The organism is Actinomycetota bacterium (assembly GCA_023488435.1).
In the GTDB taxonomy this organism is placed as follows: domain Bacteria; phylum Actinomycetota; class Coriobacteriia; order Anaerosomatales; family UBA912; genus UBA912.
In genome coordinates, this window is record JAMDCK010000032.1 from 1 (window position 1) to 21,625 (window position 21,625).

The window sequence follows — 21,625 nt, forward strand, 5'->3', positions numbered from 1 at the left end:
AACAATGATTCTGCAGACTGCGTATCGTTGCGACCCTGATATTGCAGTCTGTGTAAGGACAGTGTAGTTCATGATTATGCCTGTGACAACTTCGCGAAATGGGCTGATATCGCTTACGCTCGAGATACCGCAGTCTGTGTAAGCGACACTGAGCCGACGAGCGGCCAGCGTGTCTGAGATTCTACGCGCCATCGAGCGGACTGCGCACTCCTCGGCCCCCCTTGTTGAGAACGTGCGTGTAGATCATCGTCGTGTTCACGCTCTTGTGTCCGAGCAGTTCCTGGATCGTTCGAATGTCGTAGCCCGATTCGAGGAGATGCGTCGCGAAGGAGTGGCGGAGCGTGTGGCACCCGACGTGCTTGTCGATATGCGACCGGCGTACCGCTTCTTTGAACGAGCGCTGCAGCACCGTCGGATGCATGTGATGCCGGCCCTGCTGCCGGGTCTGCCGATTGACCCACCGGCGCTCCTGCGGGAAGAGCCACTGCCAACGAAACTCCCGCGGTGCGTTGGGATACTTCCTGTCCAGTGCAGAAGGCAGCTGCACTCGCCCCCACCCGTCGTCCAGATCGCGGTCGTGAATGCGCCTGACCTTCCCGACGTGCGCCGACAGCGACTCGGCTAGCGACGAGGGCATCATCGTGACCCGGTCTTTACCGCCTTTGCCGTCCCGGACCGTGATCTCACATCGGGCGAAGTCCACATCCTGCACGCGCAGTTGCAGGCATTCCATCAGCCTGAGCCCGCTGCCGTACAGAAGCGAAGCGCCCAGCCGGCGATCGCCTTCAAGGTGCTCGAGCACCGCATGGACTTCGCCGCGGGTCATGACGACCGGCAGCCGGGTGGTCTTCCGCGCGCGGATCAGCCCATCGAACTCACCGAGCTCCCGGCCGATCACATGGCGATACAGGAACAGTAGCGCCGAAAGTGCCTGAGTCTGTGTTGAGGCGGCTACGTTCTCGTCCACTGCAAGCGACGTCAGGAACTCGTTCACGTCCGCTTCCCACAGGTCGTCTGGGTGCTGCATCCCGTGGAAGTGCAGGAACCGCTTGACCCACAGGCAGTAAGCCTGCTCGGTGCGTCGGCTGTAGTGGCGCGAGCGCAGCGCGTCGCGCAGATCTTCCATGAGCATCCGCGTGTCCCGTATTTTGCATCTCCACAGGACACAAGAACAGCACACGAATCCAACCCGAGTCCGACCAGAATCTAACCCTGCGCAGTCTACCCGCGAAGCTTACGCCCTCTCGAGCGCCTTTGCCGTCGTACCAGCCGGCGCGACGCTCGCGACCGGTCGTGGTGCCGTACTCGTGACCGACCTCGATCAGGTGTCGTCCGACCTCGTCACGAACGGGTACGTCCCGTGGTCCAGGTCGAGCAGCGTGCCTTCCGCGCCCTCGAACAGCACCCACTGGTCCGCGTCGAGCGCCTTGTTGATGGTAAGCGACGTGTCCGCGATATGCGCATGCGCAATGCGTTAGGTAAACTGGGAGAATTGGTGAACCCCTGCCCGAGCGCATGTCACCTCCATTTAGTAAGATATCAGTAAGGTTCTTAAAAGACGCTGGTCCTGACAGGAGAAGACACGCCAACATGGTCCCAAACACCAAAGAAGCGCAGCGAGCCGAGCTCCACAAGACGATCTGGCGTATCGCGAACGACCTTCGCGGCTCCGTGGATGGCTGGGACTTCAAGAGTTACGTGCTCGGCATCCTCTTCTATCGCTTCATCTCCGAAGAATTGGTGAACCCCTGCCCGAGCGCATGTCACCTCCATTTAGTAAGATATCAGTAAGGTTCTTAAAAGACGCTGGTCCTGACAGGAGAAGACACGCCAACATGGTCCCAAACACCAAAGAAGCGCAGCGAGCCGAGCTCCACAAGACGATCTGGCGTATCGCGAACGACCTTCGCGGCTCCGTGGATGGCTGGGACTTCAAGAGCTACGTGCTCGGCATCCTCTTCTATCGCTTCATCTCCGAGAACCTCACCGCCTACCTGAACGCGCACGAGCGCGCGGCGGGACGCCCTGACTTCGACTACACGAAGATCTCCGACGCCGATGCTGAGTTCGGTCGCAGCGAGGCCGTAGCCGAGAAGGGCTTCTACATTCTGCCGAGCGAGCTTTTCGCCAACGTCCGTGCGCGGGCCGCTGCCGACGAGAACCTCAACGAGACGCTCGAGCGCGTATTCCGCAATATCGAGGGCTCGGCGGTGGGCGCAGATAGCGAGGACGACATCAAAGGCCTCTTCGACGACCTCGACGTGAACAGCGCCAAGCTGGGGCCCACAGTGGCCAAGCGCAACGCCAAGCTGGTGAAACTGCTCGACGCCATCGGCGACTTGCCGCTTTCCAACGGCGGCGTATTTTCGAACAACAGCATCGACCTGTTCGGCGATGCGTACGAGTACCTCATGCAGATGTACGCATCGAGTGCGGGCAAGTCTGGTGGCGAGTACTACACACCGCAGGAAGTGAGCGAGCTGCTCGCGCGTATCACCGTGGTGGGCAGAACCAAGGTGAACAAAGTCTATGACCCGGCGTGCGGGTCGGGGTCGCTGCTACTCAAGTTCGCGAAGGTCTTGGGCAAGGATAACGTGCAAACTGGCTTCTTTGGCCAGGAGATCAACCTGACCACCCACAACCTTGCGCGCATCAACATGTTCTTGCACGACGTGAATTATAATGAGTTCAACCTCGTGCACGGGGATACGCTTACCGACCCGGCGCACTGGGACGACGAGCCATTCGAGGCGATCGTCTCCAATCCGCCGTACTCCATCAAGTGGGACGGCGACGCCAACCCGCTGCTCATCAACGACCCGCGCTTTGCGCCCGCCGGTGTGCTCGCGCCCAAGTCCAAGGCCGACCTCGCCTTCACCATGCACATCCTGAGCTGGCTTGCAGTCGACGGCACCGCGGCAATCGTTGAGTTCCCGGGCGTGCTCTATCGCGGCGGCGCGGAGCGCAAGATCCGCAAGTACTTCATCGAAAACAACTACGTCGACACGGTGATCCAACTCCCGCCGGACCTGTTCTTCGGCACCACGATCGCCACCTGCGTCATCGTGCTCAGGAAGTCCAAGACCGACAACGCGACGCTCTTCATCGATGCGTCTGCCGAGTTCGTCCGCGGCGGCAACAAGAACAAGCTTACCGAGGAGAACCGGCGAAAGGTCCTCGATGCGTTCATCGCGCGCAAGGACGCCGAGCACTTCGCCCGGCTCGTTCCCAACGCCGAGATCGCCGGGAACGAGTACAACATCGCGGTGTCGTCGTACGTCGAGCAGGAGGACACGCGCGAGGAGGTCGACATCGTCGCGCTCAACGCCGAGATAGCCCGCATCGTGGCGCGGCAGAGCGAGCTGCGGACGCAGATCGACGCGATCGTGGCGGATTTGGAGGGGGCGCGGTGAGCGAGCAGGACATTGTCATCTACACCGCTCAGGGCGTGGAGATCTCTCTGCCGCTCGACACCGAGCACGAGACCGTATGGGCGTCCCAAGCGCAAATTCAGGAGCTCTTCGGCGTTGATCAGTCTGGCGTGTCGCGTCACATCCGCAACGTTTTCAAGTCTGCGGAAGTCAACCACGAAAGCAATATGCAAAAAGTGCATATTAGCAGCTCAGACCGCCCGGTGACGCTCTACAGCCTCGATGTGATTCTGGCCGTTGGCTACCGTGCGAACTCTGCCCGTGCGATAGAGTTCCGGCGCTGGGCAACTGGCGTTCTGCGGCAGTACTTGATTGACGGTGCCGCGCTCAACGAACGTCGTCTGCGCGAGATCGGACAGGTTGTCCAAGTTCTCAGCCGGTCCACGGACGCGCTGGTCGCTGGTGTAGCCGACGTCCTAGCCGAATACCTCCCGGGCCTACAGCTCCTTCGAGACTACGACGAGGGACGGCTTGACTCGGCGTCGGGGGCGACCCCGGGCTGGGAGCTCACAATCGACGAGGCACGGGCTGTGATTGCCCGGCTGTCCGAGAAGTTCCCCGCCGATACGCTGTTCGGCAAGGAGCGTGCTGGCGCCCTCGATGGCATCGTCGGTGCCATCTACCAGAGCTTCGACGGACAGGATCTCTACCGAACCGTCGAGGAAAAGGCCGCAAACCTGCTCTACCTCGTCGTGAAAGACCATCCACTGGTCGACGGAAACAAGCGCAGTGCTGCCGCGCTCTTTGTCACGTTCCTCGCCTGCAACGGCATTCTGTACGGGTCCGACGGGCAGCCACGTATCTCGAACAATGCCCTTGCTGCGCTCACGCTGATGGTCGCCATGAGTGATCCCCGGGAGAAGGATTTGCTGGTCGCGCTCCTTGTCCGCATGATCTCGGGGGAGGCGTCGTGAGCCGGATCGACGAGCTGATCGCGGAGCTGTGTCCGGAAGGGACTCCGTTCGAGTCGATCGAATCACGCATGCCATCACCGAGACTCAGTGCATCATGAGCGATGCTGCATCGAGCCGGGCGCAGCAGATCGTCCGCGAGGGTGATGTGTTCTTCGGGACGACCCGGCCGATGCTCAAGCGGCATGCCGTAATACCGGCGGAGTATGACCGACAAATCGCCAGCACAGGGTATTGTGTGCTGCGACCGCAAGTACAGCGTATCCTTACGAACTTTTTGTTCCACCTGCACAACATCGCGGTCAGCTCGTATGTGGAGCAGGGGAACACGCGCGAGGAGATTGACGCTGTCGTGGCGGATTTGGAGGGCGCACGGTGAGCGGCGAGATCGTTCTCTATCAGCTTGACGACGGCACTCCAGCAATCGAGGTTCGACTAGAAGACGATACCGTGTGGGTCACACAGGCGCAGCTCGTCGATCTGTTTCAGAGCTCGAAGGCAAACATCAGCGAGCACATTAAGCACGTCTTCGAGGAGGGCGAATTGGAGGAGGAAGCAGTTGTTCGGAAATTCCGAACAACTGCGGCGGATGGCAAGTCGTACCTCACTGCCCACTACAACCTCGACGTGATCCTTTCTGTCGGCTATCGCGTGAAAAGCAAGGTAGCCACGCGGTTCCGAATCTGGGCTACCGAGCGTCTGCGGGAGCACCTCATCAAGGGCTTCACCATGGACGATGCGAAGCTCAAAGAGCTTGGCGGTGGTCGCTACTGGCGGGAGCTGCTCGAGCGGATTCGCGATATCCGCAGCAGTGAGAAGGTGCTGTACCGCCAGGTGCTGGAGCTGTATGCGACGAGTGTCGACTACGATCCTACGGCTCAAGAGACTGTGGAGTTCTTCAAGATAGTCCAGAACAAGCTGCACTACGCCGCACATGGCCACACCGCCGCGGAGGTCATCGCCTCACGCGCGGATGCCAGCCAGCCGGACATGGGACTGACTTCAGTTTCGGCATACTTTGACGCTGCCGAGTTTCGTGCTCAGAGCCACGAGCCCGCGCACATGAGAGACTGGCTGGCGCATCTTGGCCGCCTGATCACTGCGATGGACGCCCCGGTACTCACGAGCGCCGGTTCCGTCAGTCACAAACAGGCGGTCTCCAAGGCCGAGGGTGAGTACGAGAAGTACCGGCAACGACCGGACCTGGTGCCTTCGGATGTCGAACGAGCGTACCTGGATTCGGTGAAGCGCGTGCAGCGTGAGCTCGAAGGGAAGCCGGAGTGATGAGCAGGATTGACGAGCTGATCGCGGAGCTGTGCCCGGGCGGGGTGGAGTTCCGGCTGCTGGGTGAAGTCGCTGCCTACTCGACCTCACGAGTCGGTTCGAGCGCCATTACTGCCGCGAACTACACTGGCGTGGAGAATCTGCTCCAGAACGCAGCTGGCCGTTGTGAGGCGACCTCGGTGCCCGGCTACGGCGGACTCATTCACTATCAAGTGGGCGACGTGCTGATCGGCAACATACGCCCGTACCTCAAGAAGATATGGCTTGCCGATCGTGACGGGGGTACGAATGGCGACGTTCTCGTCGTACGCACTGTGCCGTGTTTTCAGGAATCGATACTGCCGAGGTTTCTGTACTTCGTGCTCTCCTCAGACACGTTCTTCGCCTACAACATGCAGCATGCTAAGGGTGCGAAGATGCCGCGAGGCGACAAGGCGGCCATTCTCAGATATAGAATCCCCGTTCCCCCTCTCGAAGTGCAGCGGGAAATCGTGCGTATACTAGACTTGTTCACGACGCTGGAAGCGGAGCTGGAAGCGGAGCTGGAAGCGGAGCTGGAAGCCCGGCGGCGTCAGTATGCCCACTACCGAGACGCGCTCTTGACCTTCCCCGAGGGGGGGTCCGGTGGGCGACATTGGGTGAGGTCTGCATTCGCATCACTTCGGGTGGAACGCCGTCAACCAGGCATCCGGAGTACTACGGTGGCGACATCCCATGGGTGCGCACTTCCGAAGTGGATTACAGGACAATCTACAGGACTGACCTCACTATCACCGAGGACGGCCTTCGCAACTCATCGGCTAAGTGGATTCCTGCTCATAGCGTTATCGTAGCGATGATCGGCGCGACTGCTGCGAAGGTCGCTGTGAATGAAATCGATGTGACGACCAATCAGAACTGCTGCAACTTGATCGTGAACACCGCGCACACGCACCACCGGTTCGTCTACTACTGGCTTTGCCGCGAGTACGAGAACCTGAGGGCTCTTGCGCCAGGTGCGGTTCCAATAATCAATGCCGGAACCATTCGGCAGTACAGAGTACCCATCCCACCCCTTGAAGAGCAGGCCCGCATCGTCGCGATCCTCGACAAGTTCGACGCGCTCGTGAACGACCTCTCGGTCGGCCTACCCGCTGAGCTCGCTGCTCGCCGAAAGCAGTACGAGTACTACCGTGACCGGCTGCTGACCTTCAAGGAGGCGGCACGCTGACGAACCAGAAGCACAAGGTCGATGCTCGCGCGCAGCCCGCAGGCTCCTCGCGGACGGCACGAATGGAAGACGGCCGCCGGAACCTCGTACGGTGACTGGGAGAACCGCGGGGTGGAGTAGAGCGGAGCTATGATAAAACCCTCGGATAAAGTTTATAACTTCCGAGGAATCTATCACAATGCAGCCATGGGACGCCCCCTTCGGCTGTGCCGATCCGCTGGGATTGTTGGTATGCGCTAAAGTGGAGAGTCAGCGGGTACTTGGGGATCCTGCCACTCGGCGTGCTCTTCTCCACCAGAAGACTCGTGAGATCAACGAGGTCCCCATCTTGGAGCGACCGTGTCGGCTCGTCGTCCGGATGAAGCGGGGATCAATCGTCACTTACCAGTCTCTTACCCGCCGCCCATGACTACATCTATCCATCGAACGTGTTTGCGCTTCAGCTGTGGTGCGCCCACACACTTCCATGCCGAGGCTACCGACTTACGTCAGGAATCCCACGGGGGCAGAGTGACGTTAAAGACGCCCGGGTTAGACACATGGCACAGGTCAGAATCTCCGAAGGTGGTTGAAGTTCACAGCGCAGTCGCCGTGGGTGTTCAGGGCAGACACGTAAAGACCGACGTCGACAGTGAGCAACGGAATGTCGGGGCTAACGATCTCCAGGATTGCGGAGTCCGTGAGGCCGAGTCGTGGGAAGACTGCAGCCGCAGCAGCATTCCGAGCTTCGACGTGCGTCTCGTCCAGGCCACTACCCTCGATCAACTCCTTGAGGCAGCACGTCAGCTGCTCACAGAGCGGCTCCCTGACCTGCCGGAGCAAATTGGAACACTCCGCGAGCACGTGCGGGGTGACGAGGATGCGATCGAAACCGGCCAGACGCGATACCAGCAGATCAAAGTCCTCGACCGTATATGCACGTGTGCGTTTGTGCTGCTTGATCAGGGACGGGTTCTTGAGCCCGACCAGCAGAAGTACGAGCAGATTGGAGTCTAGGATGAGTTGGCGCACGGGGGTTACAGATCTCGGTTAGTCACCGATACAACTGCGCCATCTTTGATGGTCACCCTCTTGTATGACCTATGCGGCGTGCTCCCTGCCCCCAGGATGGCGAGACTACCAGTTGGGTAGTCCCAGGGCCTCGAGAAGCCAACTGTGACTTGCCAATCGTCCATCGTCACGTTGTACTCGACCTCTTCGAGGCCCAGATGCGTGATCTCCTCGTCCGCGAACAGCTCCTGCACGTACTCCAGCGCGATTCGAACCGCCTCTTTGACGTCCACATTCCCCTCCGGTGCCAATTGTGCCTAACATCGATTATCCAGTCTGCGTAATCATTATATCTCGATTATCGGGTCTGCATAAGCGCCGTGTGGCGCGCTATCGGTCGCGTTTTCTTCATCCGCTGTCCAGCGGGCTACGCACTCCTCGGCCACCTTTGTTGAGTACATGAGTGTAGATCATCGTCGTGCTCACGCTCTTGTGTCCGAGGAGTTCCTGGATCTTCCGGATGTCGTTAGCCGGATTCGAGCAGGTGCGTGGCGAACGAATGTCTCAGGCTATGACACCCTGCCTGCGTCTCGACGCCCGCTTGGCGCACTGCCTGCCTTGCACCTTTAGCTTGCGGTCGCACCACCTTCTCTCCTGCGGAAACACCCACTGCCACTTCAGCGAATACGCGGCGTTCGGGTACTTTCGTTCAAGCGCGGCTGGCATCAAGACGCGGCCCCAACGAGAACACGAATGGACTGATCCGTCAGTACCTGCCGAAGCGGACCAGCATGGCGTATGTCACCCCGGACGACTGCGACGCGATAGCCGCGAAGCTCAACTCACGACCCAGGAAGAGGCTCGGCTACAAGACCCCGGAGGAGTGCTATGCACAATCGTAGGAAGTCGCTCAGGAAGGCCGTGTGTTGCGATTCAAACTTGAACTCAGCCCCCCGTGGATGACGACGCTCCTAGGCTACTTCGAGACGAAGGACGCGCTCAGCGTTCTCTCTGAAGTCATCAAGGGATACGAACTGCTTGTCCGCAGCGCTCGTTATTCTCGTCCGATCCTTCTTGGGCAGCGCATCGAAGTCCTCATGAACAACGTAGCCCTTGAACGGAAGCTGCTGCTTCTGGAACTCCAGCATGGAGATTGTGGCGAGTCTCGCTTTGGTGGCGTCCTTGACGCCGAACAGGTACACGGGATGGGGCCTGAGGTCGAACTGGAAGTCGACCTCGAGATCATCTCTATTGGGAATGGGCAGGGCCTTCTCGCTCGGATGAAACTCGCCTAGGGACTCCTCTACGAACTCCGTCAGCATCTCGTAGAAGAGGTTTTGCACAACCTCACGGCGATACAGGCGCATGTTCGAGACCTTTGCCACCGTCTGAGCGAATTGCAGAATGGCCGGATGGAGATACTCAGGGAGAACGTCCAAGACCAGGCTACCGCCATCCATCTGCACACGATTCTCAGAGAGGATCCGCTGGAAGATGCGCTCCTTGTTTGGGGTGTTGAGGTCGAACGAGTATGAGAGACGCATGAGCGTCATGCCGTAATCAGACACCCTGACCTTGGCTGAATCGATTGGTGATTCTTCGAGGAAGATGTCGATCATGTCGCCATCCTCGTGGTATAGCGGTGCGATCAACTGCAGGACTCCGTCCTGGCGAGGCCGGAAGTCCACTCTATTGTTGAACTGGGTCCTCAATAGGCTCAGATAGTCCACAGTGGCCTCCAGCTAGAACAGCGTCGGGTTTCCGAGATGCGGGAAGCACTTGTCCGCATCAGTGATTCCGCACAGTTGCACAAAGTACGCCATCGCATCTTCGAACGTGCCGTACTCCGTCGTGATCGTGCCACCAGCCTCGGGCAGGCGTGCGTTCGAGATATTGTCCTCTGTGGCGTGATGAATGTGGAAACCGAAGTGGGGACTCGCGCTACCCTCCATGGGATCATCAACGACCTCACCGTGGGGCCCATTGCAGCGTACAAGAATAATCTCGCCGCCTTCCGGGAGGAAGTATGCGAGCCCCACACTGAACGAGTCTGCGTACGTGGAATTCTGCCGCATGAAGACCCGAAACCGTTCATCTCCGTCGGTCGCGGTGCACTTGAAGTCATTGCGTCGGTGTCCATTCTCTTCCAACATTTCGCGTCGCGGGGCATCCGTAATCGTCTTGCTGCACCCGACGAGCCGCGCAATTTCAGCATCCGTGAGTTCCACTAGCCCCCCTCCCGTGTAGTACATGTGCATCGTAGCGCAACGGTGTGACGCGCTCCATGCGCACGCGTTGAGGCGGTGCGCCTAACGGCGATTATCCAGTCTGCGTAATCATTATATCTCGATTACCGGGTCTGCATCACGCGTCGTGTGGCGTGCTATCGGTCGCGTCTTCTTCATCCGCCGTTCAGTGGGCTACGCACTCCTCGGCCACCTTTGTTGAGTACATGGGTGTAGATCATCGTCGTGTTCACGCTCTTGTGTCCGAGGAGTTCCTGGATCGTCCGGATGTCGTAGCCGGATTCGAGCAGGTGCGTGGCGAACGAATGTCTCAGGCTATGACACCCTGCCTGCCCTGCACCTTTAGTTTGCGGTCGCACCACCTTCTCTCCTGCGGAAACACCCACTGCCACTTCAGCGAATACGCGGCGTTCGGGTACTTTCGTTCAAGCGCGGCTGGCATCAAGACGCGGCCCCAACGAGAACACGAACGGCTTGATTTGAACTCAGCCGAGACGCCGATGCCGTATCAAGCCGACCTCGTCTGCCGACAAGACGGGTAGTTTGCGCACCCGTAGAACCGATTACCCTGTTGAGCCCCGCGCTTCGCGGTCCGTAGAACCATGGGCACCCCGCACTTGGGACAGATCGGAGTGACCGACCCAACCATAGGAACAACTGGCACCGAAGCGGCTTCGGCCGCATGCGCATCCGCAGCTGTGGGTGCAGGCGTAGGCCGAGAAATCGGTTCCCGCACCGGAATCGAGACTGCTGGAGCGACCGCCGACACGACCGCGCTTCCAGTCCGCGGGAACAGACCCGCGGCGCCGACAAACGGAGGGACCGGCCATGAACCAGATTACACACATCGGGCTCGACGTGCACAAGGACTCGATCGCGGTAGCTGTGCTGCGCGCAGATACCGGCGAGATCGACGAGCGGGTGGTGCCCAACACCCCCGAGGCGGTCAGGCGCCTTCTGCGCCGCCACGACCCCGGATCGACCCGCGTCTGCTACGAGGCCGGCCCGACCGGTTACGACACGCACCGGCTCATCTCGGCCCTGGGCTTTCAGTGCGACGTGATCGCGCCCTCGCTCATCCCGCGAAGGAGCGGCTCTCGCGTCAAGACCGACCGCATCGACGAGCGAAACCTCGCCAGGCTGCACCGGTTCGAGGTGTGGCGCGACTTTCCGCGAGCAGACATCAAGGATCGATCACCAAGACCGGCAACGCCCACATCCGAAGAGTGCTCGTGGAATCCGCGTGGGCCTACCGGCACGCACAGGCGGTGCGCGGCGAGGAAAGGAGCGCACACCGCCGTCGTGGCGACCGCACGAGAGCTTTCCGGGTTCGTCTGGGGACTGATGACTGACAACCTCGGCCCTGCGCGGTAGTAGACGTCATGCACGCGGGCGGGCGCCAGATTCCGGAGAGATCCTCGATCACGTTATGCGACGTCTGTAAGCGCGCGCCTAGTTGGAGGCTTAGCTCCGGTCCGACCGAGATGTGGGGTTGAAATCCCGGATATCAGCACGGTCGAGCGCCGTACCCATGTGTCCGCCCGCTTGCACGAAACCCAAGGTCAAGACCGCCGTGAGCGAACGGGGGTTGACCGGTCATCTCATATCAACGTGGTGCGCATCACCCGCAAACTGCGGCCGACCCGCACCCATTCAGGCTACCGCGTTCGCCGCGGTTTGTCGGCGTGGATGCGCGGGTTAGATGCCACGCGCTAGTCGCACCACACCGTAGCACTGCGTTTCTCTTGCACACGTAGCGAGCATCTAGTGGACTCGTTCACCCAGGAATTCGACTCTTCGCTGTAACGGCACACCAATAGCTTGGGGTTGTCGAGCGCGGAGAGCACGACTGCGAGTCGGTAGTCCGGCTTCTGCGCATTGAAGGCAGCGTACTCGTTCGGAGTGAGCTCGATGCCGAACACGGATCCCGACAGGCCTTTGACTTCGATTCTCAACGATGTGTCGCCGTTTGCCGCCTCGAGATCCCAGCCCACGTTGTCCTTTTCGACGCTCCAGACTTGGTAGCCAAGGTCCTCGTAGTGCGTGGCGCACGCGCCGATAGCAGCCTGTTCCACCTTCACGCGCAGGTCGGGATCGCTCTGTCGCGGGGCCTGTCCGCGTGCGCCGCGCGGAAACTCACCCGTTTCAACAGCATGACGAACCTGCGAAACAAACTCAGCGGCCTCTGACGAGTCCGCATACCAGACATTGCTTTGACCCATACCGCCCTTGACTTGCCGTGGCACCCGAAGAACACGCGCATCCAGCGGCAGCAGGGTTGCGGAAGCGGCTGGCGCCTTGATCCTGAAACCGTCAATACCGTTGTCTCGCTGCGCCTCAGGTGCGCGATTGAAGCGCTGATAGTCACGATAGACAGTCGCGTCTCTATACCATCCGACAACTACGGTGCCTCCGCCGGGTCGTGTCGCAGTCCAAACCACGAGAACGCCATCAACGCGATTGTCACCCTTGCCGGCCCCGATGCGGTCGATATCGACTTGCGCGCCTGGGGCCTGCACGTACCCATAGAGCGTGTCGTCGTCAGGGTAGAAGTTGCAGACCTCATGTCCGGTTCCTTGAGCCTGCACATAGGCACCGCCCCCGACAATGCGGTCGCCCGCTGTCAAGCCGCGGTACCACTCCATCCAGCCTACGTTGCAGAAGAGCACCTTCACCCATGCCTCCGTGTGTGCATCTAACAGCGATTATCCAGTCTGCGTAATCATTATATCGCAATTATCGGGTCTGCATAAGCGCCGTGTGGCGTGCTATCGTTCGCGTTTTATTCATCCGCCGTCCAGCGGGCTGCGCACTCCTCGGCCACCTTTGTTGAGTACATGGGTGTAGATCATCGTCGTGCTCACGCTTTTGTGTCCGAGGAGTTCCTGGATCGTCCGGATGTCGTAGCCGGATTCGAGCAGGTGCGCGGCGAACGAATGTCTCAGGCTATGACACCCTGCCTGCCCTGCACCTTTAGTTTGCGGTCGCACCACCTTCTCTCCTGCGGAAACACCCACTGCCACTTCAGCGAATACGCGGCGTTCGGGTACTTTCGTTCAAGCGCGGCTGGCATCAAGACGCGGCCCCAACGAGAACACGAACGGCTTGATTTGAACTCAGCCGAGACGCCGATGCCGTATCAAGCCGACCTCGTCTGCCGACAAGACGGGTAGTTTGCGCACCCGTAGAACCGATTACCCTGTTGAGCCCCGCGCTTCGCGGTCCGTAGAACCATGGGCACCCCGCACTTGGGACAGATCGGAGTGACCGACCCAACCATAGGAACAACTGGCACCGAAGCGGCTTCGGCCGCATGCGCATCCGCAGCTGTGGGTGCAGGCGTAGGCCGAGAAATCGGTTCCCGCACCGGAATCGAGACTGCTGGAGAATGGTGCGCTCCATCGGTCTGCTCGGCGAGTACAAGGGCAAGCAGCAGCTCTTCGAGCGTCAGTCACCGCAGGTTCTGAGCGCCCTGCGCGACGTCGCGCGCGTGCAAAGCATCGAGTCGTCGAATCGGATCGAAGGTGTGACTGCCGCCGCGGGCCGCGTAGCTCAGCTTGCCGCTGAGAAGACCCTTCCAGCAGACCGCTCCGAGCAGGAGATCGCAGGCTATCGAGATGCTCTTGCCGCAGTACACGCGAACGCGCTCGGCATGGAGGTCTCGGCTGGGCTGATTCTGCAGTTGCACCGCGACATGTTCCAGTACACCGCGATGCTCGGCGGCGCATGGAAGCGCACGGAGAACGACATCGTCGATGTGCTGGCGGATGGGACGCACCGCGTGAGGTTCTCACCCGTCGTGCCGCATCTGGTTGAGACAGCGATCACCGATCTGGCTGCAAGCTACCGCTGCACCGCGCTGGAGGGCCGGGTAGAACCGCTCATCTCGGCGCCTGCTTTCATCCTCGACTTCCTGTGCATCCACCCGTTTACGGACGGGAACGGGCGACTCTCCCGGATCATGAACCTGATGTTGTTGCACCAGCACGGGTACAACGTCGGCAGGTACATCTCACTCGAGAGGATCATCGAGGACAGTAAGGACACGTACTACGAGGCGCTCGAGGCATCTTCTGCGGGCTGGCACGAAGGAGCACACGACCTCGTGCCGTGGCTCGAGTACTCCCACGGGGTGCTCATCGCTGCTTACGTGGACTTCGAGCGGAGCGTCGGGCAGCTGGGTCGCGGACGCGGGGCCAAGCGCGACATGGTCATCGAGTGCATTCACCGCATGCCGCGGACGTTCCGTTACGCCGAAGTCGAGCGTGCCTGCCCGGGCGTTAGCCGACCCACGATCGTACGTGTGCTCGGAGCGTTGCGCGATAAGGGCGAGATTCGCTGTGTCAAAGGTGGGAGAGATGCCATGTGGGAGCGAATGAGTCAATGCTGACGGGGACCCCCTACGGTGACTGGGAGAACCGCGGGGTGGAGTAGGGGGACGCCAGTGCTTGCGATGACAAATTAGATCAGTGCGTGCTCGATACGTAATAACATTGGTATTGCACACTAACATCGTGCGTGTTAGTGTGCTGTTTGGATGTTATCAATGAATGAGGCGCGCAACATACACGACGGGCTTGTTGCGGCGGCGAAGTCCTATGTCGCCGAGACTCTGCATGCGCCGCTGGAGCTGCAACCGTGGCCGGAAGCCCACGCGTTGCCTCGCTACCTGACGAGCGCTTACTTCATGCTGCAGGGAGACCTGGGTGGGAGGCGTACGCTCTGGTTGTTTGCGCATGATGAACCCACACCGGCCGCAGTCGAGAAGAACCTGTTCGCGATCGCCGAGCGCTGGCCGGGCGCACAGGTGGTCGTGTTCGACCGGCTGCCATCCTACGCGCGCAGGCGTCTCATCGAAAATGGCATCTCCTTCGTCGTTCCAAGTACGCAACTCTACCTGCCTCAACATGGGCTCGACTTCAGGTCACGCTCCAGACAGTCGATTCAGGTGCGGGATGCGTTGCGCCCATCGGCGCAGGCGATGTTTCTGTATCTGTTGCTGCACTCGGACGACCTGGGACATGCCCGATCAGCCAGCGATCTCGCGCCGATTCTGGGCCAGAGCCTGATGACTGCGAGCCGGGCGGTAGCCGAGCTCAAGGCCCATGGGCTGGTCAGTACACAGAAGGTGGGGCGCACGAAAGAGGTCCGCTTGCGCAAAGGGGCCCGCGAGCTCTGGGAGACGGCGCAGGACTGGTTGCGAACCCCGGTGCTGAGACGGCTGATGCTCCTTGGCGAGCCTTCGATCTTCTCTGGAGACTGCTTCCCTGCCGGAGTGAGCGCCTTGTCGCGACAGACCATGCTCGCCGAACCGCACACTCCGACATTCGCCGTGAGTCGTAAGACCGCGCGAGAGCTGGAGGCAGGGGAAGCCGTGATAGTGCGAGGTCGGCCCTTGATGGCGGAGGAGGCGGAATCCTCGACGGTCGAGGTCTGGTCGTACGACCCGGGGCCTCTCTCTGAAGGTGGCGTCGTCGATCCCCTTTCTCTGGTCCTCTCGTTCCGTGACGACCCGGATGAGCGCGTCCAAGGCACGTTGAGGCGACTGCTGGAGGGACTGCCGTGGTAACGGGCTTGGAGCGCTTCCGCGATCACTTCAGCGCGTACACGAACCGGTATGTTCTCATCGGCGGTGCGATGCAGGGCTTCGGGGAGAGCACATGACCGACGCCCGAACCACACGCTACGACCCGATCGCCGTGAGCGCGGAGAGCACGGTCGTCGCCGAGTACTTCCCGGAAACGCTCGAGGAGACCGCCTATCAGTCCGAGGCGGCGCTGGAGCGCGAGCTCATCCGCCTCCTGCAGTCCCAAGCCTACGAGTTTCTGCCGCTCACGAGCGAGGCTGACCTCATCGCCAACCTCCGCGCGCAGCTCGAGGCGCTCAACAACATCATCTTCAGTGACGCCGAGTGGGAGCGATTCTTCACCGAGCGCATCGCGGGCGCCAACGAGGGCGTCGTCGAGAAGACGGCGCGCGTCCAGGAAGACCACGTCCAGATCTTGAGGCGCGATGACGGCACGACGAAGAACATCTCGCTCGTCGACAAGAAGAACATCCACAACAACCGGCTGCAGGTCATCAATCAGTACGAGGCCGCCGAAGGCGAGGGCGGCGCGGTCAGGGCGAACCGCTACGACGTGACGGTGCTCGTCAACGGCCTGCCCATGGTCCACATTGAGCTCAAGCGCCGAGGAGTGGACATCCGCGAGGCGTTCAACCAGATCGATCGTTATCAGCGCGACAGCTTCTGGGCGGGCTCAGGCCTGTTCGAGTATGTGCAGCTCTTCGTGATCAGCAACGGCACGCTCACTAAATACTACTCGAACACCGTCCGTCACCAGCACCTGCGCGAGGCCGCGGGATCCAAGCGGGCCCGCAAGACCTCGAACACCTTCGAGTTCACCTCGTGGTGGGCCGATGCCGCAAACCGCGCCATCCCGGAGCTCACCGCGTTCGCGAAGACGTTCTTCGCCAAGCACACGCTTTTGAACATCCTCACCAAGTACTGCGTGCTCACCGCCGATCGCATGCTGCTCGTGATGCGGCCGTACCAGATCGTCGCGACCGAGCGAATCCTGCAAAAGATCGACGTCTCCACCAACTACCGGCAGCTCGGCACCGCAGCCGCCGGCGGGTACGTGTGGCATACCACCGGCTCAGGCAAGACGCTCACGAGCTTCAAGACGGCGCAGCTTGCGAGCCGGCTGCAAAGTGTGGACAAGGTGCTCTTCGTCGTTGACCGCAAGGACCTCGACTACCAGACCATGCGCGAGTACGACCGGTTCGAGAGGGGCGCTGCCAACTCGAACACCTCGACGGCCGTCCTCAAAAGGCAGCTCGAAGACCCCAACGCCCGCATCATCATCACGACGATTCAGAAGCTCTCCAACTTCATTGCCGCGAACAAGGGCCACGTGATCTACTCGGGCCACATCGTGCTCATCTTCGATGAGTGTCATCGCTCGCAGTTCGGCGAGATGCACGCCGCGATCACGAAGGCGTTCAAGCGCTACAACCTGTTCGGATTCACCGGAACACCGATCTTCTTGGCAAACGCAGGCAGGGGTGGCAACCCCCAGCTCAAGACGACGGAGCAGGCGTTCGGCGAGAAGCTGCACACCTACACGATCGTCGACGCCATCACCGACAAGAACGTGCTGCCGTTCCGCATCGACTACGTCAACACGATCAGGCTGCCCGATCACATCACTGATGCGCAGGTCGCTGCCATCGATACCGAGCGGGCGCTGCTGGCTCCCGAGCGCATCGGGCAGGTCACGGCCTACACGCTTGCGCACTTTGACCAAAAGACGAAGCGCGCGGAGCACTACGCGCTCGCCGGCAAGCGGTTGCGCGGCTTCAATGCGCTGTTCGCCACGGCTTCGATCGAGGCGGCCAAGCGCTACTACCTCGAGTTCAAGGACCAGCAAAAGGACCTGCCGTCCGACCGCAGGCTCACAGTCGGCATCATCTACTCGTACGCCGCGAACGAAGCGGTCGACGACTACCTCGACGAGGAGGGCTTCGAGACTGACGCTCTGGATCAGTCATCGCGGGACTTCCTCGAAGAGGCGATCCGCGACTACAACGCGATGTTCAACACGAGCTTTGACACCTCGGCCGACAAGTTCCAAAACTACTACAAGGACCTCTCGCTGCGCCTGAAGAGCCGAGAGATCGACATGGTCATCGTCGTGAACATGTTCCTCACCGGCTTTGACGCCACCACGCTCAACACGCTCTTCGCCGACAAGAACCTGCGCGCCCACGGCCTCATCCAGGCGTACTCGCGCACCAACCGCATCCTCAACTCGGTGAAGACCTACGGCAACATCATCTCCTTCCGCGATCTGGAGCAGGAAACGAACGACGCGATCGCGCTCTTCGGCAACAAGGACGCTTGCGGAATCGTGCTGCTCAAGCCATACGCCGAGTACTACGCCGAGTACACGGAGGAAGTCGCGCGCTTGCTCGAGCGCTTTCCGCTCGGGACGCCGATCGTGGGAGAGACGGCGCAAAAGGAGTTCATCGGACTGTTCGGGGCGATACTGCGGCTGCAGAACATCCTCACGTCGTTCGACGACTTCGCCGGAAGCGAGATCCTCACCGAGCGCCAGAACCAGGACTACCGCAGCGTGTACCTCGATCTCTATGCCGAGTACCGCGGGAAGGCCGAGGCCGACAAGGAGCCGATCAACGACGACATCGTCTTTGAGATCGAGCTCATAAAACAGGTCGAAATCAACGTCGACTACATACTTATGCTCGTTGAGAAGTGGCGAGCGGCGGACAGCGACGGCACCGACACGGAGATCCGCGCCTCGATCAGCCGCGCCATCGATGCAAGCCTGAGCCTGCGCAACAAAAAGGATCTCATTGAGGCGTTCGTCGATTCCGTGTCAGTGAGCGGCGAGATCGATGAGGAGTGGCAGGCGTTCATCCGTGTCCGGCGAGAGGCTGAGCTTGCCGCGATCATCGCCTCCGAGGAACTCCATCCCGATGAGACCCGCGCGTTCATCGCGACGGCCTTTCGCGACGGCGCCGTACAGACGACGGGGACCGCGATCACCAAGGTGCTGCCACCCGTGTCGAAGTTTGCGCCCGACGCCGGGTACAGTAACAAGAAGCAGCGCGTGCTGGCCAAGCTCGGCGAGTTCTTCGAGCGGTTCTTCGGGCTGGGCACGGGCTGAGCTGCCGTAGTGGCGGACTCGAGAGCAACTTCTCTTCGGTCATCTCTGGATGCGACTACCCGAGTGCGGCGTCCGGCTTGACTCGCAGAAAGGCGGGTGAGCCCTTCAGATTTGTCGATCGACCCCTAACCCTGGATGCTTCCCCGCTCCGCTCATCCGGTGTACAATTGGCGTGTCCCGGGAATACAGTAGTAACACCACCCAGAAGGACAGACCGTGTACAGAGTTGCCACACCTTTGGTTGCTGTTGTTTTGGTGATCGTCGGTATGCTCGGCATCATTGTGACCGCAGCGTACGTGCATCCTCCCGTGTCTTCTGGTACAGCAACTGCCAGCGGGATGGATGCCATGTTCATCGAGCAGATGATCCCTCACCACGACAATGCGATCGAGATGGCAGAGCTCGCTCTCACTCGAGCCGAACATCCTGAGATCAAACAGCTTGCGGCAGACATCAAGCGGACTCAGACCGCCGAGAACGCTCAGATGCGAACCTGGTACCTGGAGTGGTTTGGCATCGCTGTCCCTGATGTCGACGATTTGTCCCCGATGATGGGCGGCATGATGGGCCCTGGCGCTATCAACATGGCTGACCTCGAGGTCGCCGAGCCTTTCGACAAAGCGTTCATCGAAGCGATGATCCCCCACCATCAGATGGCGATCATGATGTCACGGATGACCGGCGCTGTCTCCTATAGGCCTGAGATGCGTAGACTCACGTCATCGATCATCGAAGCGCAAAGTGTTGAGATCGACAAAATGCAGGCTTGGTACGACGAGTGGTACGGGCGCTGATATTCCATCTCGCACCCGTTAACTGAAGGAGTTGGACACCATGATGGGTCGAGGGTATGGGTACGGTATGATGGGCGGTTTCGGCTGGTTCGAAATGTTATTCTTGTTCTTCTTCGGCGCACTGGTCATCGCCGGGATCGTGCTTCTTATCATCTGGGCAGTGCGAGCTTCCACGCACCATCCTACCGCCAGCGGTGCCGCTCCTCCTGGAGTGGCGGGACACGATGAGGCCGTCGCGATCGCCAAGCGCAGACTCGCCAGTGGTGAGATCACCAAGGACCAGTACGACGAAATCATGCGTGCGCTCGACGGCTAGCGATGTCTGAGCACCCTGCGCATCAGCATGTAGCAGGTCCGCATACGGCTACAGACTTGTACGGCGGAGCCGCCCAAAGGGTTCCTGGTAGGGAGGTTGACCGATGTCCGAGTGTTGCCCGCCGCAGGGCGCGTCGTGTTGTGGCCTTGCGACCGAGGAGTACGAGTACGGGCAACAGCCGTTCGAATGCGGCGAGGTCGTCACGCTCATGGGGCCGGTGCCAGTAGTCTCCACTGAGCTCACGCGGGCCGACCGTCTCGGCGCGTTGCGCGTGCGCGCAAACATCGGCCGAAGCCGCCACCGGGTGCGCCCGGGGCTCTACGCCATCGGCGAGCCCGACGACGCGGCGCCGGTGCTCGTCACCGGCAACTACAAGCTCACGCTCGATGTGGTGAGAAGCGCGATGGCGGGCCGTGACGCGTGGCTGCTCGTCATCGACTCGCGCGGCATCAATGTGTGGTGCGCGGCGGGCAAGGGTGTCTTTGGCACCGCCGAGGTGGTACGCCGAGTGCGCACGGTCAACCTCCCGCAGGTGGTGAGCCACACGAAACTCGTGCTGCCGCAACTCGCAGCGACCGGGGTGGCGGCGCACGAGGTGCGCGTGCAGACCGGCTTCTCGGTGGTGTGGGGGCCGGTGCGCGCCGTCGATCTCCCGGCGTTCCTGGACGCCGGTATGAAGGCGACCGAGGCGATGCGACGTGTTGAGTTCCGGCTGGCCGACCGCGCGCAAGTTATGGGTGTTGAGCTCTCGGTGCTCTGGCGCCCGCAGGTGCTCGCACCGGCGGCGGCTCTCCTCATCGCAGCGTGGGCGCTCTCGGTCGTGTGGTGGCCGCTGGCTTTCCCGCTGGCGGCGGCCGGCGTGCTCTTCGCGACGGTCGCGGTCATCGCCGGCGCGGTGCTTACCCCGCTGCTGCTGCCGTGGTTGCCCGGTCGCGCGTTCGCGCTCAAGGGGGCGACAGCCGGGGCCGTCACGGCGCTCGTGCTTGCGCTCGCGCTCACGCTAGCCGGTGGTCCGGCATGGCTGTGGGGCATGGCGGTCGTCTCGGCGGCGCTGGCGAGTTTCGTCGGCATGAACTTCACGGGCTCATCGACGTACACCTCGCCGAGCGGGGTCGAGTGGGAGATGCGCCGCGCGATCCCTGTGCAGGTAGTCGGCGTGGTCGTCGGCATCGCGGTGCTCGTGGCAGGCGCGGTGATGGGTGGGTGAGGGCGCTGCGCTACATCGAAGAGGTCGTCACGCTCGAGTACGATGCTGAGCGGTGCACAGGGTGCGGTCAGTGCGCCATGGTCTGCCCCCACGGGGTGTTCGCGATAGAGGGTGGCCGGGCGGTGCTCGTCGACCGGGGCGCGTGCATGGAATGTGGCGCATGCGCGCGTAACTGCGCGTTCAATGCGATCGCGCTTACGCCGGGGGTGGGGTGCGCCGCCGCGATCATCAACGGATGGCTCACCGGGAGCGAACCGAGCTGCGGGTGTTGAGGGGCCAACCCAAGGTTCTTCCAGGGTGAGAAGGAGGCACCGCCACGAAACGGCGACGAGGAGGTATCGTGAGCTCCTTCAGCCAGTCCTCCCAGCCGCCTGGTAGCGGCGTGCATAGGCGTCACTCGGCATCGGGATATCTCTCGCCGAGCGAATACGAGACAATGCGAGCTGAGAACGCTCAGGCAGCAGTCGCTGTCTGAAGTTGAGGTGTCAACAAGAGCGGGGCAACTCCAACCCCATTGAGCACTCAGGAATCGCTCGTGTCGA

Annotated in this window: 22 protein-coding genes and 6 pseudogenes; 16 read left to right on the top strand and 12 right to left on the bottom strand. The window is 61.0% G+C overall.

Annotation, left to right across the window (positions count from 1 at the left end; translation table 11 throughout):
* Positions 1 to 181 precede the first annotated feature (181 nt).
* Together M1617_05040 and M1617_05045 are read right to left on the bottom strand one after the other, a co-directional pair.
* Positions 182 to 1,132, bottom strand: coding sequence for an integron integrase (locus tag M1617_05040; protein ID MCL5887654.1), 951 nt, complete (start codon positions 1,130 to 1,132; stop codon positions 182 to 184).
* 127 nt (positions 1,133 to 1,259) lie between these two features.
* Positions 1,260 to 1,474: pseudogene (locus M1617_05045) on the bottom strand (adenylosuccinate synthetase).
* 116 nt (positions 1,475 to 1,590) lie between these two features.
* Between M1617_05045 and M1617_05050 the strand changes: the two are divergent.
* The 7 genes and pseudogenes from M1617_05050 (at position 1,591) to M1617_05080 (ending at position 6,836) form a co-directional block, all read left to right on the top strand.
* Positions 1,591 to 1,791, top strand: a complete 201-nt coding sequence (locus M1617_05050; protein ID MCL5887655.1) for a type I restriction-modification system subunit M N-terminal domain-containing protein — start codon at positions 1,591 to 1,593, stop codon at positions 1,789 to 1,791.
* Between the two features lie 44 nt (positions 1,792 to 1,835).
* On the top strand, positions 1,836 to 3,413 hold the full coding sequence (locus tag M1617_05055) for a type I restriction-modification system subunit M (GenBank protein ID MCL5887656.1): 1,578 nt from the start codon (positions 1,836 to 1,838) through the stop codon (positions 3,411 to 3,413).
* Entirely contained in the window at positions 3,410 to 4,345 is a 936-nt protein-coding gene (locus M1617_05060) for a virulence protein RhuM/Fic/DOC family protein (protein ID MCL5887657.1), read from the top strand. The genes M1617_05055 and M1617_05060 overlap by 4 nt, the downstream gene beginning before the upstream one ends.
* A 28-nt stretch (positions 4,346 to 4,373) precedes the next feature.
* Positions 4,374 to 4,721: a hypothetical protein gene (locus M1617_05065; GenBank protein ID MCL5887658.1), complete on the top strand. Its 348-nt coding sequence runs from the start codon at positions 4,374 to 4,376 to the stop codon at positions 4,719 to 4,721.
* Positions 4,718 to 5,626 carry a virulence RhuM family protein gene (locus tag M1617_05070; GenBank protein MCL5887659.1) on the top strand — a complete coding sequence of 303 codons (909 nt, stop codon included), beginning with the start codon at positions 4,718 to 4,720 and terminating at the stop codon, positions 5,624 to 5,626. Before M1617_05065 ends, M1617_05070 begins: the two co-directional genes overlap by 4 nt.
* 392 nt (positions 5,627 to 6,018) lie before the next feature.
* Positions 6,019 to 6,126: pseudogene (locus M1617_05075) on the top strand (restriction endonuclease subunit S).
* A gap of 134 nt (positions 6,127 to 6,260) precedes the next feature.
* Positions 6,261 to 6,836: a restriction endonuclease subunit S gene (locus M1617_05080; GenBank protein MCL5887660.1), complete on the top strand. Its 576-nt coding sequence runs from the start codon at positions 6,261 to 6,263 to the stop codon at positions 6,834 to 6,836.
* A 549-nt stretch (positions 6,837 to 7,385) separates the two neighbouring features.
* Here the strand turns inward: M1617_05080 and M1617_05085 are convergent.
* From M1617_05085 to M1617_05095, 3 genes and pseudogenes are all read right to left on the bottom strand, one after another.
* Positions 7,386 to 7,847, bottom strand: a complete 462-nt coding sequence (locus M1617_05085) for a hypothetical protein (protein MCL5887661.1) — start codon at positions 7,845 to 7,847, stop codon at positions 7,386 to 7,388.
* Positions 7,848 to 7,852: 5 nt separating this feature from the next.
* Positions 7,853 to 8,119, bottom strand: coding sequence for a hypothetical protein (locus M1617_05090; GenBank protein MCL5887662.1), 267 nt, complete (start codon positions 8,117 to 8,119; stop codon positions 7,853 to 7,855).
* Between the two features lie 115 nt (positions 8,120 to 8,234).
* Positions 8,235 to 8,567 (bottom strand): annotated as a pseudogene (locus M1617_05095) (tyrosine-type recombinase/integrase).
* Here M1617_05095 and M1617_05100 point away from each other — a divergent pair.
* A pseudogene (locus M1617_05100) lies at positions 8,558 to 8,728 on the top strand (IS30 family transposase). The pseudogenes M1617_05095 and M1617_05100 overlap by 10 nt on opposite strands.
* Before the next feature lie 69 nt (positions 8,729 to 8,797).
* Here M1617_05100 and M1617_05105 read toward each other — a convergent pair.
* The 4 genes and pseudogenes from M1617_05105 to M1617_05120 all read right to left on the bottom strand — a co-directional run bounded on the left by M1617_05105 (position 8,798) and on the right by M1617_05120 (position 10,676).
* Entirely contained in the window at positions 8,798 to 9,478 is a 681-nt protein-coding gene (locus M1617_05105; GenBank protein ID MCL5887663.1) for a DUF1828 domain-containing protein, read from the bottom strand.
* A gap of 90 nt (positions 9,479 to 9,568) precedes the next feature.
* A complete protein-coding gene (locus M1617_05110) occupies positions 9,569 to 10,054 on the bottom strand; it encodes a hypothetical protein (protein ID MCL5887664.1) in 486 nt (161 codons plus the stop codon).
* Between the two features lie 173 nt (positions 10,055 to 10,227).
* Positions 10,228 to 10,392: pseudogene (locus tag M1617_05115) on the bottom strand (tyrosine-type recombinase/integrase).
* Between the two features lie 188 nt (positions 10,393 to 10,580).
* Positions 10,581 to 10,676: a topoisomerase DNA-binding C4 zinc finger domain-containing protein gene (locus M1617_05120; GenBank protein MCL5887665.1), complete on the bottom strand. Its 96-nt coding sequence runs from the start codon at positions 10,674 to 10,676 to the stop codon at positions 10,581 to 10,583.
* Positions 10,677 to 10,900: 224 nt separating this feature from the next.
* Here M1617_05120 and M1617_05125 point away from each other — a divergent pair, with 224 nt between their 5' ends.
* Positions 10,901 to 11,446 (top strand): transposase, encoded by a 546-nt coding sequence (locus M1617_05125; protein ID MCL5887666.1) that lies wholly within the window; start codon positions 10,901 to 10,903, stop codon positions 11,444 to 11,446.
* Positions 11,447 to 11,784: 338 nt separating this feature from the next.
* On the opposite strand, the gene M1617_05130 is transcribed toward M1617_05125, so the two are convergent.
* From M1617_05130 to M1617_05140, 3 genes and pseudogenes are all read right to left on the bottom strand, one after another.
* Positions 11,785 to 12,747, bottom strand: a complete 963-nt coding sequence (locus tag M1617_05130; GenBank protein MCL5887667.1) for a DUF3883 domain-containing protein — start codon at positions 12,745 to 12,747, stop codon at positions 11,785 to 11,787.
* Between the two features lie 111 nt (positions 12,748 to 12,858).
* Positions 12,859 to 13,023, bottom strand: a pseudogene (locus tag M1617_05135) (tyrosine-type recombinase/integrase).
* Between the two features lie 188 nt (positions 13,024 to 13,211).
* Positions 13,212 to 13,307 (bottom strand): topoisomerase DNA-binding C4 zinc finger domain-containing protein, encoded by a 96-nt coding sequence (locus M1617_05140; protein MCL5887668.1) that lies wholly within the window; start codon positions 13,305 to 13,307, stop codon positions 13,212 to 13,214.
* 153 nt (positions 13,308 to 13,460) lie between these two features.
* Between M1617_05140 and M1617_05145 the strand changes: the two genes are divergently transcribed.
* The 7 genes from M1617_05145 (at position 13,461) to M1617_05175 (ending at position 21,355) form a co-directional block, all read left to right on the top strand.
* On the top strand, positions 13,461 to 14,462 hold the full coding sequence (locus M1617_05145; protein MCL5887669.1) for a Fic family protein: 1,002 nt from the start codon (positions 13,461 to 13,463) through the stop codon (positions 14,460 to 14,462).
* Positions 14,463 to 14,618: 156 nt separating this feature from the next.
* Positions 14,619 to 15,641 carry a winged helix-turn-helix domain-containing protein gene (locus M1617_05150; GenBank protein MCL5887670.1) on the top strand — a complete coding sequence of 341 codons (1,023 nt, stop codon included), beginning with the start codon at positions 14,619 to 14,621 and terminating at the stop codon, positions 15,639 to 15,641.
* 91 nt (positions 15,642 to 15,732) lie between these two features.
* Complete coding sequence (locus M1617_05155; protein ID MCL5887671.1) at positions 15,733 to 18,765, top strand: type I restriction endonuclease subunit R; 3,033 nt, start codon at positions 15,733 to 15,735, stop codon at positions 18,763 to 18,765.
* A gap of 216 nt (positions 18,766 to 18,981) precedes the next feature.
* A complete protein-coding gene (locus M1617_05160) occupies positions 18,982 to 19,560 on the top strand; it encodes a DUF305 domain-containing protein (GenBank protein ID MCL5887672.1) in 579 nt (192 codons plus the stop codon).
* A 40-nt stretch (positions 19,561 to 19,600) separates the two neighbouring features.
* Positions 19,601 to 19,876 (top strand): SHOCT domain-containing protein, encoded by a 276-nt coding sequence (locus tag M1617_05165; GenBank protein MCL5887673.1) that lies wholly within the window; start codon positions 19,601 to 19,603, stop codon positions 19,874 to 19,876.
* Positions 19,877 to 19,979: 103 nt separating this feature from the next.
* Positions 19,980 to 21,083 (top strand): mercury methylation corrinoid protein HgcA, encoded by a 1,104-nt coding sequence (gene hgcA, locus M1617_05170; protein ID MCL5887674.1) that lies wholly within the window; start codon positions 19,980 to 19,982, stop codon positions 21,081 to 21,083.
* The gene (locus M1617_05175; protein MCL5887675.1) at positions 21,080 to 21,355 is read left to right on the top strand and encodes a 4Fe-4S binding protein; all 276 of its coding nucleotides are present in this window, start codon (positions 21,080 to 21,082) and stop codon (positions 21,353 to 21,355) included. The genes hgcA and M1617_05175 overlap by 4 nt, the downstream gene beginning before the upstream one ends.
* Positions 21,356 to 21,625: the final 270 nt, after the last annotated feature.